Source organism: Methanohalophilus sp. (assembly GCF_030156785.1).
Lineage (GTDB): Archaea > Halobacteriota > Methanosarcinia > Methanosarcinales > Methanosarcinaceae > Methanohalophilus.
On the sequence record NZ_JASGLW010000001.1, the window covers coordinates 164,883 to 179,961 of the forward strand.

The window sequence follows — 15,079 nt, forward strand, 5'->3', positions numbered from 1 at the left end:
AATCACCTTCACTTCTTCTTACTGACACCAATAGTTGAGCCTTTCCTGCCGGTGGATTTAGTTCTCTGGCCGCGTACCTTGAGACCTCTTTCGTGCCTGAGACCACGATATGCACGAACTTTCTTGAGATCATTGATATCTTCTCTTATGGTCATTATAATATCCTGACCTAAAAGGTGTTTGTCTTCACCAGTTGCAAGATCCTTACGCCTGTTAAGCATCCAGTTTGGAAGATGCTGTTCAAAAGTGCTAATAGTTTCATCCAGTTTGGCAATATCTTCCTCTGGAAGATAACCAATTGTTGCAGTTGGATCAATACCTGTAGCTTCTGTAATAATACGCGCAGTTCTCCTACCGATGCCCTTGATACCTGTAAGAGCATATTGAACGGGTTGACTGCCCTGAAGGTCCGTATTCATTATACGGACAAGATGTCTAATTTCATCTTGCTGAATTTCATCATCTGCCATTGTTTTCCTCCTTAAGGATGCAAAACACATCCCGTAGCCCCGAAACACAAGGTTTCGACACAGTCAGTCAGCTCATAAAATAGTTATAAAGTCTGACAGGCTTGGCTCAATATACCCTTTTTGGTATATAACCTTAATTGTCACAAAAGGAAAGTGATCTTTATGAATCTCTCTTATTCAAGGTGGTACACGTTGTAAGAGAACTATCTTTGAACCTGTTTCATAAATCCTTTATACTTTTCTCCAGCAGAACATGAAACATTTAATATCCAGCAAATCCTTGAAAAGTGCATTGAACCTTTAATATCCGCTTGCTAATTTTTTAAATTCTCATTGTTCATCAGAAAGTTTTGTAAATTCTATTTAATACCCCTCAAACTGTGAGAGGGAGATGTACTATTTATATTTTTGAAACTGGATTTATCATTTTAAAACCATCCACATAAGGATAGTATTATTAATGATTTCTCACATAAGTTAGTATGTGGTGTGTATCATATATTTATGAGGATTTATTAGCTCCTCAGCATTATGGAAGGGACCTATGGACGGATATTTGCTGGGAATAAATGAAATTGATGATCTTATCGGTGGTATCAATGGAGGGACAAACCTTATGGTTTTAGGTCCTCCTATGAGTGGAAAGGACAGCATAGTCAATAATATTCTTTATGCTGGGCTGATTGATAGCAATGCTTCTATTTTTGTTTCGACCTGCGAAGTGGGTGAAAATATTCTGGAATGGTTCCAGAAACGCGATCATAATATAGATACATCCTGTTTTGGGATAATAGATTGTGTTACAAGGACTCTTGGAATTGATGCAGAAGACACAGATAATATAAAAAGAGCGTCAAGTCCTGTAGATCTCACCGGTATAGGTGTGCGTATGAGTCAGTATTTTGAGGAGCTCTGGATGAAAAAAGATAATCCACCAATTCGTGTGTGTATCAATTCTGTTTCTACCATTCTGATGTATTCCAATTTGCAGACAGTTTTCCGTTTCCTTCACGTTTTTACCGGCCGCATAAAAGCCGCCAAAGGGCTGGGCTTATTTGTCGTGGATGACAAAATGCATGATCCTCAGACAATTGCAACTTTAAAACAGTTGTTTGACGGTCTGATAGAAATTAAAGAACATGAATCTAGTTATATGATCCGGGTTGTAGGTTTGTCCCCGCGTCCGACCCCTTGGTTTGACTATGTCATTGAAGACTCTAAAATAGTATTTTCCGAAATTGAAGGCTGATCGATCGTTTGTTATTTTCACAAACAGCTATATATACGATCACACTTTCTGAGCATTAGGTGTTAATAATGGAGAAGACAAAACAGCTGCAACTAAAATCTGAGGCTTCGCAGCTAAAGCCCCTGCTTAATGTTGGTAAAAACGGACTTGATGATTCGGTTATTGATGAAATAAAAAAACAACTCAAGGTCCACCGTCTTATTAAGATCAAGATCCTCCGGAGTGCCGAAGAGGATATGGATATAAAAGCATTAGGAGGGGAATTAAGTCGCCTGACTTCAAGTGAACTTATTGATGTCAGGGGTCGTGTTGTTGTACTTTACAGATAAGGGTTAAAACCCTTCGCCTGAAACCACATCTATTTTCTGGCTTATTATCAGTTCATTGGGAAGTAGTTCTTTAAGAAGGGGAATAATTTCCTTTATTTTTTCTTCGGTTTCAACCACATGAATTATCACAGGAAGCTCAGTGGATAGCCGAAGGATCCCGGATGTGTGTATTTTGCTGTGAACACCATAGCCTTCAATTCCACGAAAAGCAGTTGCCCCTGCAATTTTCCTTTCTTTTAGCAATTCAATAATTGCCTCGTATGCAGGTCTTCCTTCAAGCTGGTTATTTTCGCTCAGGTATATAGTCATGAGGGCATGATCCAATTTCTCACCACTTTACTGTTATGTCAGTAGGGTTAGATTAAGGTTGCCAGCATCTATCCAGCTCCAGCTCCAATTAGGCAGAAGGTTATATTTGAAACTATATTTGTGAGAGAGAGATAAAATGAACCCTCTTCCATAAGGTGAAATGACTCATAGGCAAAAGTGGAGAAGGTTGTGAATGAACCCAGTGTTCCAATGGTTATTGGGTAAATAATGTCAGTTTTGATTGTAGAATATACCAGAAAAGCAAGGACAAAGCTTCCAATTGTGTTTACGGTTAAGGTGCCCAAGGGCAGACCCCTAGTTGAAGGAACTGCTCCAGAAACTAGGAAACGAAGACAGGCCCCGATACTTCCACCAAATCCTACAAGCAGGATACTCACAAAAGTTACCATTTTTACAACCACCTCTTTTTTTGGTAGAAAACTGTTCCTGCACGTGCGATATATACAGCAAGTAGTGCGATTCCAACATTTCCTGCAACGTTTGCCATTGCCGACAAAGAACTCATTGTAACTGTCTGCATAATAAAAGTAGAAAATGTGGTGAAAGAACCCATGAATCCGATTCCAAGAAATAGTTTCAGGTTTGAGGATGAAGAACCTGCGTATTCAAAGTAATATATCAATAATCCAAGCAGGAAACTTCCTATCACATTCACAAAAAAAATGTCAATTGGACTATAAAGGCATGCGGAAACTATATAGCGGCTTACTGTACCCAGAAAGCCTCCTGAAGCAACATAAAAAACAGGAAGAGGAGTCTTCAAATAAGTCCTCCTATTTATTTATCCACCGGATACCGGTGGGAACATGGCGATTTCATCGGAATCTGAAACTCTGGTGTCCAAACCGTCAAGATGTTGTATGTTGTTCCCATTCACAAGGATGTTGATATATCCCCTTATTTTCCCATCTTCTTCCAGCACTATCTCTTCAAGGGATGGGTATTTTGCTATCAGGTTATCAAGGAGTTCCTTGATATCATCTCCTGGGATCTCCACAGCTGAAGTCCCTGCAGCCTCGCGCAAATTAGCAAAAAGCTTTACTTTTTTCAGAGACATGGCTGGCAGATTGTAATCGATGCTTATAAACCTATCCACAAAAAAATATTTGATATGGGATAGCGCGGATTTGAACCGCAGTCCAAGCGTCCCAAACGCTCGAGGATGGACCAGGCTACCCTACTATCCCGCCTTGTCTGTCTCTTACATACACCTTCTAGTTAATATATCTAACTATTGAAAGCGCATCTATAGAGCATAATTCCCACCATACATTATGATCTCGATTGATTGAATACTGTTTTTTGCGACAACATTATACATAGTGAATCCATATTTTTAATCGATATATTTTCACATACCATAGAATGGGGGTAATGGAGTGTATAAAAGCAGCTATGAAAAGATACTGATAGCGACTGATGGTTCGAAGAATGCCAACAAGGCAGCAGAATCAGGCATTGAAATCGCAAGGTTGAGCAAGGCAAAAGTATACGCTTTATATGTCCTTAAAACAGACAGTAAAGACTTTTGTCAGAATCCGGCAGTTGTGGACTGGATAGAAGCCATGAAACCCAAAACAATCGAAGATCTCACTGACAAACAGTGGCTTGAAATAGCCCGGATAACAGATGCCAGGTTGAAAAAAGAACACGAGATGAACTTGATCCGCCAGGGTGAAGAGGCAATTGCCTATGTGGAAAGACTGGGCAATGAGAATGGTGTCAATGTTGAATCTGTACTGCTCAAGGGGCAGCCGGCTCAGCAGATCATTGACTTTGCAGAAAAGAATGATGTTGATTTGGTTGTACTCGGGACACTGGGGAAAACTGCTGATAATAGGTTCCTGTTAGGGAGTGTGGCAGAGAAGGTTGTCAGGAATTGCGGTGTGCAAGTTCTTGTAGTCCGTTAAACAGAATTCGATTTAACGCTATCAATAGTGCATTGATATGATTGCATAAGCCTGATATATGGGAATATCTGAAGAAGGGATCATCAGGTTATTTCCACCTTTTGTAGATGTCGTTGTCAATTCTCAAAAGATCCAGAACCCTTCCTACCATGAAGTTGATAAGATCATCAATGGTTGCAGGATGATTATAGAATGCGGGAGATGCCGGCAGGATGTCTGCACCTACCTGCTTAAGTTTGAGAAGATTCTCAAGATGTATCTGGCTAAATGGGGTTTCTCTGACCATAAGAATGACTTTTCTTCCTTCTTTCAGACAAACATCAGCTGCTCTCTCAATGAGGTTATCTGAAAAACCATTTGCGATTGCAGCTACAGTCTTCATACTACATGGAGCCACGATAAGTGCATCATACTTATGGGACCCGCTGGCAATAGGTGCAGTGAAGTCTCTCTCATCATAAACTGAATCGGCAAGTTTCTTGATGTTCTCAATATCGTATTCTGTTTCTATGCTAATAATCTGCTCTGCATTATTTGTGATTATGAGGTGTGTTGTAATTCCCATTTCAGAAAGCACTTCAAGCAAACGAATTCCATATTGTGCACCTGATGCCCCACTAATACCGATTGCAATTTCCATTTAGTCTCCCTCTATAATATTGATAAGTTCGTCTGCCATTTCATAAGATACTGCTGTTATTTCCTCAATTTCGTCTTTGGTGATATTGTCAAAATGGATTCCCGTTATGAATACGACATTCTTTGAGATTGCTTCACTAATCAAGCGGGACAGGGGGTAACTTATAAGGTCGTCCAGATGTCCCGGAATAGTAATGACGGAAGATGAGGTAAATCCTTTGTGGTTGTCATATGTTGAAACAGCCACTGCCCCCATGTGCTGATCTCCTCCGGAAAGAATAGCTATGAGATCATTTCCAAGCTGAGTATAACTAAGGGACAGTTTACCCCTTGAAGTCAGGTGTTCAATCGTCTGCATCTGGAATACCTCAAAGATCAGTCAATTTATACTGGCGCGTTTGTTTTTTCAAATCAAAGAAGGATTCCGCTACCTTCTTGACCTTTTCACGATGTTCTTTTGGCGTATAAACACCCATGCGCCAGTTATCCCGATGCGCATTTTCCAGTGTTGCAACAATATGTGAAGCCTGATCAAGGTAGAGCATTTTCCCATTGGATCTGATCAGGGCGTTCATTTCCTCAATCTGTGATAGTCTGGGGATATCGACAAGGACCTCCTTTTCCTCAACACCTGCATCCTCTGCGATTTCTTTCTCGATCCTGTGGATGTGCTTGCGTTGTTTTAATACATTTTCATCCACGCTTTCAAATCCGGCATAAAGCGCTCTTTTGTATAGCTGGCGTTCGTTAATTCTCCTCATCATTTCCCCGGGATAGCCGTCGTCATTGCGAAGGAACTCAAAAATCTGGCTGTCATCCATTCTTCGGAGTCTTTGCGGATTTAGTTTATCGTTTAATATAAGTTCTTCAACAGCACGATTAAACATTGATTCAGCAATCCTTGAAACATGGTGAAAATAAACAGTTGGGTACATAAGGAATCTTGATACAAGCAGCGACTCCGCCGCATTAAGACCTCCTTCTGTTACCACAAGCCGGTTTTCGTGAAATTGCATTTTATGGATCATTCGAATATGATCGATTATGCCGTAAGCAACTCCTGTATAATGAGCATCCCTTATGAGATAATCCATCCTGTCAACATCAATTTCGCTGTTAATTATCTGTCCAAGAGCGGTTTTACCCATGATATGATCGGCAATATTTGAAATGCTTAATCCATGTTCATCACAAATGCCTGAGATTTCTTCTTTTTTGAGAATGGACTTGACATCTTCATGTTTTGTGCGGGTATACTTTTCTATCAAGTCTTCAGTGACATGAGAAAGTGGCCCATGACCTATATCATGAAGCAATGCAGCAGCCCTTAGTTCGTTTTTATCGTCCTCAGAAGCCTCTATTTGTTCTGTTAACATGGATGCAAGATGCATTGTCCCAAGGGAATGTTCAAAACGGCTGTGATTTGCTCCAGGATATACAAGATTAGAAAACCCGAGTTGCCGTATTCTCCTTAATCTTTGCAAAGGCGATGTGTCGATAAGAGAGATAGCAAGTTTGTCAAGTTCAATGTATCCGTGTACAGGATCCCTCACGACTTTCATATGGTTTAAATAGTGTTTCTCATATAATGGTGTTTCTGCTACTGCAATGGAGATTTTGAAAATGATTATTTTTTCAGGTGGTACAGGAACCCCCAAACTGCTTGACGGTTTGAAACATATTTTACCCCATGAAGATATTCATGTTGTGGTAAATACTGCTGAAGACGTATGGGTGAGCGGGAATCTTATCACTCCGGATATTGATACTATCCTCTACCTTTTTTCTGAAAAGATTGATCGGAACAAATGGTGGGGAGTAGAAAATGATACTTTCCACACCCATCAGGCACTATTGGATGCAGGGTTTGACGAGGGTATGATGATAGGTGATATTGACAGGGCCACCCACATCATGCGCACAGAACTGTTGCGAAACGGATTGTCATTAACGGAAAGCATCCGTGAGCTGTGCAGATATTTCGGGATTTCTGCGGGAATATATCCCATGACTGATGACTCGGTTTCAACTTACATCGAAACTCCCAAGGGTATGCTTCATTTCCAGGATTTTTGGGTGAGCAAACGTGGTCTTCCCAATGTTACTGACGTGAAAATAGAGGGCATTGAAAAGGCTTCAATAACTCCTTTGGTTTTAGAGCTACTTGAAAAAGAGGATAATATACTCATCGGACCGAGCAATCCCATCACCAGCATCGGACCAATTCTTGCTTTGCCGGGTATGGTTGACATCCTCAAAGATAAAAATGTGGTTGCAATAAGCCCCATAATTGGTAATAAACCAGTGAGTGGCCCTGCAGGTAAGCTAATGGCGGCAAAAGGCTATGATGTATCTACAAAAGGGGTTGCGGAATGTTACGCTGAATTTCTGGATGTCATGGTAATAGACTCAAAGGATACTTCCGATGTTCATGAAATTGAATCATTGGGTTGTAGCGTAAGGCAAGAAAATACCCTAATGAAATCAGTCGAAGTCAGTAAAACTCTTTCAGAATCGATCATTCGTATATTTGATGAGTTAAATACAAGCCGCTGAATTAAATTAGCACTAAAAAATCCAAGACTTATCAAAAAAACATGGGTATATACAAGAAGGAATTATGTAACTGGTTCAGATATATACTCATTGGTATTTATAAAAGCAAGACCAAATCTACTAATGGAGATTTTTGATGAGATTTGCGATGAAACTTTTTCTGGGAAATATGTTGATTATTGTATTAGTATTTGCGGGTTTGAGTATTTCCAGCTATTATACTTCTTCTACTGAAGAAGAATTTGATAGAGATTTATTTTTCAGTGAATGCTATTCTTCGAGTGATGAGTTGGTATTTATCTATAATCTTCGAACTTCAAATTATTCAGGTGATTATTATGCAAGTTATAGCATAACGAAGGATAAGGATACGATAATAAATAAGAATAATAAATTATATGAGAATGTTTCTATCAATAATCCAATTGTAATAGAAATTCAAAGAGATGCTTCTTCAAAATATGAAATTTAGATCAAAATTAATGATTCATATGGGAATACAGCTCATGAAAGTCGCCTTGTAATTGGGCCACAGAACAAGTAATGTCAAATTCAATTATCCCTCCCATTTCCGGAATATACCAGTAATTTGTATCTCTGGTTGATGTTATCCTATTCCCCATAGTAAATACAAATACAAATACAACTACAAAATAATAGTAAGAGATTTGATAGCTCTGTATATTTTTCCATTAATTTTCAAATTCAAGTGCTTTTATTATTTTGATCATAAGTTTGACAGTTTTCACCACTGGCGATAACTGTCAAATTCAATAATCTTTTGTTAAACGACATGTGGAAGATGTATGTTGGCAAAATCAGAGTCAAAAGTGAAGTTGGCAAGGGAAACACATTTGCTTCCACACTACCAATAAAAGCACTGCTAAAATCTTTATTGTGATGAAAAGTGCCATTCAGCTTTGTTTAGAATGTTTTCTGAATTTCCAAACATCTGGTTTGATAGGTCGCTGAGTTGCTTTTTCCAGCTATCTTTATGTAATTTCAAATACTTCTAATTGCTAACTAACATGACTATTGTTGTATTTGCAGAGAAAAACAAAGCTGCGGCCAAGATTGCAGAGATTTTAAGCAAAGGGTCCAGCAAGAGGATTTATGTCAATGACCTTCCGGTTTATTCTTTTACAAAAAACGGCTCAGATTGGAAGATTATGGGTCTTGCAGGCCATATTATGTCATACGATTTTGATCCATCTTACAGTGACTGGAAAGCCGTGGACCCCGGTTCCTTGCTCGTGGCAGAACCGCAAAAACAGATTACGAAAGTCAATTATGCAAATGCCATAATATCTCTTGCGAAAGAGGCTGATCAGTTAATTCTTGCCTGTGACTATGACCGTGAAGGAGAAAATATCGGCTTTGAAGCTATGGATATAGCCAGAAAGATCGGAAAGTTCACGGTAAAACGTGCTCGCTTTTCATCCTTGTCAGCAAAGGAGGTCAACAATGCCTTTGAAAACCTTGTGGAACCCGATACCAATCTTGCCATGTCGGCAGAAGCACGACAGATCCTTGATCTCAAGATGGGTGCGGCTTTCACGCGCTTTGTAACCCTGTCAGTTCGGGAAAAAGCTCGAACAAAGGATATTCTTTCAATTGGTCCATGTCAGACTCCAACATGCGGGTTTGTTTATGAAAGGGAAAAGGCTATTCGCAACTTCAAACCGGAGGATTTCTGGAAAATTGAAGCTGTTTTTGATTCCAATGGAGTTTTGTTTGAAGGGCAGCACCGCAATGGAAAGATGCGGGACGAGGTAAAAGCATCTGAAATCTACAGGAAACTTGAAGGATGCAATAAAGCAACTGTTATGATCAGAAAAGTCAGAGAACAACCTTCTCAGCCACCATATCCCCTAAATACCAATGAATTCCTAAAGCGAGCTTCCAAGTATTTCAGCATAAGTCCAGATAAAGCCCTTGAAATTGCAGAACAGCTCTACCTTTCAGGATTTATCAGTTATCCGAGGACTGAGACCAACCGCTACGAAGAAGAACATGATTTCAAGTCAATGCTGATTTCATTGCACCAACTTGAAGATTACAGGGATATTGTCAGCAAACTACTGGAAGATAAGATTTCTCCGCGCAACGGCAAAAAGGATGGACATGATCACCCACCAATCCATCCAATAAAAGCGGCTTCAAAAACTGAAATTTACAAATATGTCAGACATCCAAATGCATGGGATGTCTACGATATGATTGTCAGGCATTACCTTGCCAATCTCATGAAGTCTGCAATTTTTGAGAAAACCCGTCTTGAAATTCATATCAAGGACGAGCCTTTCGATTCAAAGGGTTCCGTTCTCAGGGAAAAGGGATGGATGGAAGTTTATCCTTATGAAACTTCTATGGAAAAACTTCTCCCATTTGTTAAAGAGGGAGAAACTGTTAGTGTAAATGAATTGAAAAAGACCAAATCGGAAACTTCTCCTCCTAAACGAATGACGGAGGCTGAACTTCTGACTCTCATGGATAAACATGGAATCGGGACAAAGGCAACTGCTCCTTCTCACATAGAAACCAATAAGAAACGAGGCTATTTTGAGACAAAGGGCAAGACAATTTCCATGCTAGATACAGGTTATACCCTCATGGATGCACTGGGGTCAAGCGTTCCTATTTTGATACAACCCGAGATCAGGGCAAGAATTGAGGCTCTTATCCAAGATGTGGAAGATGGCACGAAGTCTTTAAATGATGCGCTGGATGAAGGTGTAATTCTCATTAAGCAAATGTATGGGCAGCTAATTTCCAGAAGACAGGAACTGGTTTCAAGGATAGCAGGCACCATACAAGATGAAAAAATTGCAAAAGATAAGCTCAACTACATAGGAATCTGCGATAAATGCGGGAGGGCACTCACCATCATACGTACTGATAATGGACGATTTGTCGGTTGCACTGGTTATCCTGATTGCCGGAATACATATCCTATTCCCAGACAGGGTACACTTGAAGTAATGCGCTCCCGTCAGTGTAAAATGGGTAGCCAGGCAGTGCTCAAGGTTGCCGGAGGCAAGTATTTCTGGGCTGTAGGCATTGGTCCATGTTTTACCTGTGAAAAACAAAGGGAATGCTATCCACCCACTGTAATTGGGAAATGTCCTCAGTGTGGAAAGGACATGATTTTGATAAAAACTCCTAAATCCCGTTTTGTGGGTTGCAGTGAACGCTGCGGATTCACGTGTTCTTATCCTTCAAAAGGGAGGGTTACCCTGCGTGACGAGGTTTGTAAGGAATGCGGCTGGCGCATTGTTCGGGTCAAGGAACCTGACAGCGATGCCCGGCACTTCTGTATCAACAAACGTTGCTCCAAAAAATTTAGGAATATTTTGTGAGGATTAATTTTGGTTGACAGCTTTCCAAAAGGGACTTATTGTATTATCCTGAAAACGGGTGGTTGTACACAGAAAGTTGGTAGTCTAGGAGAAATTGAATTCAAAACTGGCTATTATGTGTATGTTGGTTCTGCACTTGGTCCGGGTGGGCTGAAACGAATGTATCGACACATATCTTTATATGAAAATCGGGGAGAAGATTATTTTAAGAAACCACGCTGGCATATCGATTACTTACTCTTAAGTCCATTTTTTAATCTTGAAGATGTCTTATATGTGGAATCCGAAGAAAGGATAGAATGTGCGCTTGCAGAAAGGATTGATGTGGGAATATTAGGTTTTGGATGCTCAGATTGCTCCTGTCATTCACATCTTTTTTACAGACAGGGCTACCCAGTGGAAGAGATAAAGAAAGTAATTGAAGGGCTAAATCAAATACCGCAAATATTGGGAAAAGGGATCAAGTGAGGTCTCATCACCATTTAGTGTTAAAATCTTCCCTGAATACAACTTCTTCAAGGCCTTTCCTTGAGGATGTACGCTTTTTTTCAACTGGATGCCCAATAGCAATTACAGCCATGAGTTCAACGTTTTTTGGAGCATTCAGAATTGTATTTACATCATCCTCCTGATTGAGGATTTCTCCTAGCCAGACTGCACCAAGGCCAAGTTCATCACAGGCAAGCAGCATGTTCTGGATGGCAGCTCCTATTGCCTGTATATCTTTTGTTCTGTTGTAGGAAGTCTCATGATCAAAATAAACCGCAATCAAGACATTTGCGCCAAGGACGGTTTTTGTATACCTCGTACACTCTGCAAGTTTGCGAATTTTTTCTTGTTCACGAATGATAACAAATTTCCAAGGCTGATTGTTAAGTCCTGAAGGTGCCCAGCATCCACATTCAAGGATAGTAGTGATGTCATCATCACTCACATCCTCTTTAGTGAATTCCCGGACACTTCGCCGGGAAAAAATTGTTTTGATTGTGTTTCCCACAATATTTCCTCCTGAAAAGGAAGAAAAATTAATTACTCTTCATTGAGCTCACTGTTGAGCCATGGCATCATGGCACGAAGCTTCCTGCCGACTTCTTCTACAGGGTGCTCTCTCTCATGGCGTTCCATTGCTGTAAGGACAGGGTGATTTGTCTTGCCTTCCAGCACGAACTCACGGGCGAACTCACCGTTCTGGATGCGCTCAAGAGCACGATACATCGCTTCACGTGACTCCTCGTTGATGACCTGCGGGCCAACCGTTAAACCGCCGTATTCGGCGGTGTTAGATACGGAATACCACATCTTCTCAAGCCCACCTTCATGGATTAGGTCGACAATGAGCTTGAGTTCGTGGAGTGTCTCGAAGTATGCCATTTCAGGCTTGTATCCCGCTTCCACAAGAACTTCAAATGAAGTCTTGATAAGGGATGCAACACCACCACAGAGATCAACCTGTTCTCCGAAAAGGTCGGTTTCGGTTTCTTCTCGGAATGTTGTTTCGATCACACCTGCACGGGTACATCCAACACCACGCGCATGGGCAAGCGCCAGTGTTTTTGCATTACCGGTTGCATCTTGATAAATTGCAATAAGGCCGGGAACCCCTGCACCTTCCTTGAAAGTTCTTCTGACAAGATGACCGGGACTTTTTGGTGCAACCATGTAAACATCCACATCTTTTGGCGGAACAATCTGGTTGTAGTGAATATTAAATCCGTGGGAAAATACCAGTGCGTTACCAGCTTCAAGTCCGGATTCTATCTTTTCTCTGTAAACATCGGCCTGAACTTCATCAGGCATGAGTATCTGGATGATGTCTGCTTCACGAGCTGCATCTTCTACGGTCATTACCTTAAGACCATCGTCCTCTGCCTGTTTCCAGCGGCGGCTTCCTGCACGAAGACCAACCACCACATCAATACCTGAGTCATGCAGGTTCTGTGCCTGTGCGTGTCCCTGGCTCCCATAGCCGATAACTGCGATTTTCTTTCCATCCATTGCGGACAGATCCGCATCTTTGTCATAGAATACTTCTACCATAATTTAATCTCCTAATATCAAAATAATCAGGGACTCTTAGATCCCCTTTTAAGTGCTATTTTACCTGTACGTGCCATTTCCATGATCCCAAAAGGTTTTAGCAGGTTCTCGATTGCTTCAATTTTTCCTTCATCACCAGTTACCTCAATTGTGAGGGAATGGGCTGCAACGTCAATTATCCGGGCCCTGAAAATATCTACAATCTGGATAATCTCAGCGCGATTATCTTTATCTGCATTGACTTTTATAAGTGCAAGTTCCCTATCAACTGATTCTTCTGCACCAAGGTCCATTACCCTTATCACGTCAATGAGTTTGTTGAGTTGCTTGATTACCTGCTCGAGGACATGTTCATCACCGCGAACCACAATTGTCATCCTTGAGATATTAGGGTTTTCAGTAATACCCACTGCAAGACTATCGATGTTGTATCCGCGTCTTGAGAAAAGTCCGGCAACTCTTGACAGCACTCCGAATTTGTTTTCTACCAGAACTGCAAGTGTGTGTCTCATTCTTTTCTCTCCAGATCAAGTATTTCATTAATTGCAGCACCTGCTGGCACCATTGGTGATACGTTCTCTTCACATTCCACGATGAAATCAATGACAGCCGGTTTGTTGGATTTGATTGCTTTCTCGATAGCCGGTTTGACTTCGTCTTCTTTTGTAACACGAATTCCAAGAGCACCATAGGCTTCAGCAAGTTTTACAAAGTCCACACTGCCCTTAATGCAGGTAAACGAATATCTCTTATCAAAGAATAATTCCTGCCATTGTCTTACCATGCCAAGGTAACCATTGTTCATTATTGCGACAATTACCGGAATATCGTCCTGCATAGCCGTAGCAAGTTCTTGCAGATTCATCTGGAAAGAGCCATCCCCGGCAATGTTGAAGACCACTTTGTCAGGCCTTCCAATCTTTGCGCCGATTGCAGCAGGAAATCCGTATCCCATAGTCCCAAGACCTCCAGAACTAATAAAGGTCCTTGGCTCTTTGAACTTGTAATACTGGGCTGTCCACATCTGGTGCTGTCCGACTTCGGTTACAATGATTGCATCATCGCATACTTCATTTATCTGTTCAAGGATGAACTGTGGCTTAAGATTATTCTTTTCCTTAATGTAATGTAGTGGATAGGCGTCTCTCCACTCCTGGATCTTGTCAATCCATTCTTTCCTCTCAGTTTTCTTGACATGCTTGATGAGAGAAGCAAGGACATTCTTTGCATCACCCACAATCGGAATGTCAACAGTTACATTCTTTGAAATCTCAGCGGGGTCAATATCAATGTGAATTATCTTTGCATTTGGTGCAAATGACTGAACTTTTCCTGTAACTCTGTCATCGAATCTTGCACCGACCGCAATCAACAGATCAGATTCCTGAATTGCATAATTCGCATACTTGGTTCCGTGCATACCGGGCATTCCAAGATAAAGAGGGTGTCCGGAAGGGAAACTGCTTATTCCGGTGAGGGTTGTTGTTACAGGAGCCTGAATAATTTCTGCAAATTTGAGAAGTTCTTCATGTGCACCTGAACTAATGATACCGCCCCCTGCATAAATCAGTGGTCTGGATGATTTTGCAATCGCAGATGCCGCCTTCTTAACTTGCTGGAGATTGCCTTTAAATGTTGGTTTATATCCTCTTAAATCGACTTTATCTGGATAATAAAAGTCAATTTCATCAGTTGTTACATCTTTTGGAAGATCTATCAATACGGGTCCTGGACGGCCCGTAGATGCAATATGGAATGCCTCCTTGATGATTCTGGGAAGATCGTTTGCATTCTGCACAAGATAATTGTGCTTGGTAATTGGCATTGTAATTCCGGTTATATCAGCTTCTTGGAACGCATCGTTTCCAAGAAGAGATCGTGGAACCTGTCCGGTAAATGCTACCATTGGAATGGAATCCATGTAGGCATTTGCAATACCTGTAACAAGATTTGTAGCACCTGGACCGGATGTTGCAAGACATACACCTACCTTTCCTGTTGCCCTTGCATACCCTTCTGCAGCATGTGCTGCTGCCTGCTCATGTCTCACCAGTATGTGCCTGATATCGGCATCATACAATTCATCATAAAGGGGCAACAGGACACCTCCGGGATATCCAAAGATCACCTCAACACCCTCTCTATAGAGCGATTCGATGATAGCTCTGGCACCTGTCATCCTCTCTTTCTTTTCGCTCAT

19 protein-coding genes and 1 tRNA gene are annotated in these 15,079 nt (G+C 41.1%); 7 read left to right on the forward strand and 13 right to left on the reverse strand.

Annotation, left to right across the window (positions count from 1 at the left end; all coding sequences use genetic code 11):
• Nucleotides 1-8 precede the first annotated feature (8 nt).
• The gene (locus tag PWQ49_RS00870) at nt 9-470 is read right to left on the reverse strand and encodes a 30S ribosomal protein S13 (protein WP_300606514.1); all 462 of its coding nucleotides are present in this window, start codon (nt 468-470) and stop codon (nt 9-11) included.
• A gap of 544 nt (nt 471-1,014) precedes the next feature.
• Between PWQ49_RS00870 and PWQ49_RS00875 the strand changes: the two genes are divergently transcribed.
• Nucleotides 1,015-1,719 carry an ATPase domain-containing protein gene (locus PWQ49_RS00875; RefSeq protein WP_300606516.1) on the forward strand — a complete coding sequence of 235 codons (705 nt, stop codon included), beginning with the start codon at nt 1,015-1,017 and terminating at the stop codon, nt 1,717-1,719.
• A 68-nt stretch (nt 1,720-1,787) separates the two neighbouring features.
• Nucleotides 1,788-2,048: a YhbY family RNA-binding protein gene (locus PWQ49_RS00880; RefSeq protein ID WP_300606518.1), complete on the forward strand. Its 261-nt coding sequence runs from the start codon at nt 1,788-1,790 to the stop codon at nt 2,046-2,048.
• Between the two features lie 3 nt (nt 2,049-2,051).
• Here the strand turns inward: PWQ49_RS00880 and PWQ49_RS00885 are convergent, their stop codons facing one another.
• The 5 genes from PWQ49_RS00885 to PWQ49_RS00905 all read right to left on the reverse strand — a co-directional run bounded on the left by PWQ49_RS00885 (nt 2,052) and on the right by PWQ49_RS00905 (nt 3,565).
• Nucleotides 2,052-2,357, reverse strand: a complete 306-nt coding sequence (locus tag PWQ49_RS00885) for a DUF190 domain-containing protein (RefSeq protein WP_300606520.1) — start codon at nt 2,355-2,357, stop codon at nt 2,052-2,054.
• A gap of 68 nt (nt 2,358-2,425) precedes the next feature.
• Nucleotides 2,426-2,767 carry a CrcB family protein gene (locus PWQ49_RS00890; RefSeq protein WP_300606521.1) on the reverse strand — a complete coding sequence of 114 codons (342 nt, stop codon included), beginning with the start codon at nt 2,765-2,767 and terminating at the stop codon, nt 2,426-2,428.
• Between the two features lie 2 nt (nt 2,768-2,769).
• Nucleotides 2,770-3,141: a fluoride efflux transporter CrcB gene (gene crcB / locus PWQ49_RS00895; RefSeq protein WP_300606523.1), complete on the reverse strand. Its 372-nt coding sequence runs from the start codon at nt 3,139-3,141 to the stop codon at nt 2,770-2,772.
• An 18-nt stretch (nt 3,142-3,159) separates the two neighbouring features.
• The gene (locus tag PWQ49_RS00900; RefSeq protein WP_300606524.1) at nt 3,160-3,435 is read right to left on the reverse strand and encodes a ubiquitin-like small modifier protein 1; all 276 of its coding nucleotides are present in this window, start codon (nt 3,433-3,435) and stop codon (nt 3,160-3,162) included.
• 55 nt (nt 3,436-3,490) lie between these two features.
• Nucleotides 3,491-3,565: transfer RNA gene (locus PWQ49_RS00905), tRNA-Pro, on the reverse strand.
• Between the two features lie 192 nt (nt 3,566-3,757).
• Between PWQ49_RS00905 and PWQ49_RS00910 the strand changes: the two genes are divergently transcribed.
• A complete protein-coding gene (locus PWQ49_RS00910) occupies nt 3,758-4,288 on the forward strand; it encodes a universal stress protein (RefSeq protein WP_300606526.1) in 531 nt (176 codons plus the stop codon).
• 88 nt (nt 4,289-4,376) lie between these two features.
• On the opposite strand, the gene PWQ49_RS00915 is transcribed toward PWQ49_RS00910, so the two are convergent.
• Genes PWQ49_RS00915 through PWQ49_RS00925 form a run of 3 tightly spaced genes read right to left on the reverse strand, consistent with a single transcriptional unit; the run spans nt 4,377 to nt 6,489 of the window.
• Nucleotides 4,377-4,928, reverse strand: coding sequence for a UbiX family flavin prenyltransferase (locus PWQ49_RS00915; RefSeq protein WP_300606528.1), 552 nt, complete (start codon nt 4,926-4,928; stop codon nt 4,377-4,379).
• Nucleotides 4,929-5,285, reverse strand: coding sequence for a hypothetical protein (locus PWQ49_RS00920; protein ID WP_300606529.1), 357 nt, complete (start codon nt 5,283-5,285; stop codon nt 4,929-4,931).
• Nucleotides 5,286-5,295: 10 nt separating this feature from the next.
• On the reverse strand, nt 5,296-6,489 hold the full coding sequence (locus PWQ49_RS00925) for an HD domain-containing protein (RefSeq protein ID WP_300606530.1): 1,194 nt from the start codon (nt 6,487-6,489) through the stop codon (nt 5,296-5,298).
• 61 nt (nt 6,490-6,550) lie between these two features.
• On the opposite strand from PWQ49_RS00925, the gene cofD reads away from it, so the two are divergent.
• The 4 genes from cofD (at nt 6,551) to PWQ49_RS00945 (ending at nt 11,310) form a co-directional block, all read left to right on the forward strand.
• Complete coding sequence (gene cofD / locus PWQ49_RS00930; protein WP_300606531.1) at nt 6,551-7,483, forward strand: 2-phospho-L-lactate transferase; 933 nt, start codon at nt 6,551-6,553, stop codon at nt 7,481-7,483.
• A gap of 136 nt (nt 7,484-7,619) precedes the next feature.
• Entirely contained in the window at nt 7,620-7,955 is a 336-nt protein-coding gene (locus tag PWQ49_RS00935) for a hypothetical protein (protein ID WP_300606532.1), read from the forward strand.
• Nucleotides 7,956-8,511: 556 nt separating this feature from the next.
• Nucleotides 8,512-10,842: a DNA topoisomerase gene (locus tag PWQ49_RS00940; protein ID WP_300606534.1), complete on the forward strand. Its 2,331-nt coding sequence runs from the start codon at nt 8,512-8,514 to the stop codon at nt 10,840-10,842.
• Nucleotides 10,843-10,851: 9 nt separating this feature from the next.
• Entirely contained in the window at nt 10,852-11,310 is a 459-nt protein-coding gene (locus PWQ49_RS00945; protein ID WP_300606535.1) for a GIY-YIG nuclease family protein, read from the forward strand.
• 7 nt (nt 11,311-11,317) lie between these two features.
• Here PWQ49_RS00945 and PWQ49_RS00950 read toward each other — a convergent pair whose 3' ends face one another.
• The 4 genes from PWQ49_RS00950 to PWQ49_RS00965 are packed head-to-tail and all read right to left on the reverse strand — an operon-like array spanning nt 11,318 to nt 15,079.
• Nucleotides 11,318-11,839: a nitroreductase gene (locus PWQ49_RS00950; protein ID WP_300606537.1), complete on the reverse strand. Its 522-nt coding sequence runs from the start codon at nt 11,837-11,839 to the stop codon at nt 11,318-11,320.
• A 32-nt stretch (nt 11,840-11,871) separates the two neighbouring features.
• Nucleotides 11,872-12,879, reverse strand: coding sequence for a ketol-acid reductoisomerase (gene ilvC / locus PWQ49_RS00955; protein ID WP_300606539.1), 1,008 nt, complete (start codon nt 12,877-12,879; stop codon nt 11,872-11,874).
• Nucleotides 12,880-12,905: 26 nt separating this feature from the next.
• A complete protein-coding gene (ilvN, locus tag PWQ49_RS00960; protein WP_300606542.1) occupies nt 12,906-13,391 on the reverse strand; it encodes an acetolactate synthase small subunit in 486 nt (161 codons plus the stop codon).
• Nucleotides 13,388-15,079: an acetolactate synthase large subunit gene (locus PWQ49_RS00965; RefSeq protein ID WP_300606544.1), complete on the reverse strand. Its 1,692-nt coding sequence runs from the start codon at nt 15,077-15,079 to the stop codon at nt 13,388-13,390. The genes ilvN and PWQ49_RS00965 overlap by 4 nt, the downstream gene beginning before the upstream one ends.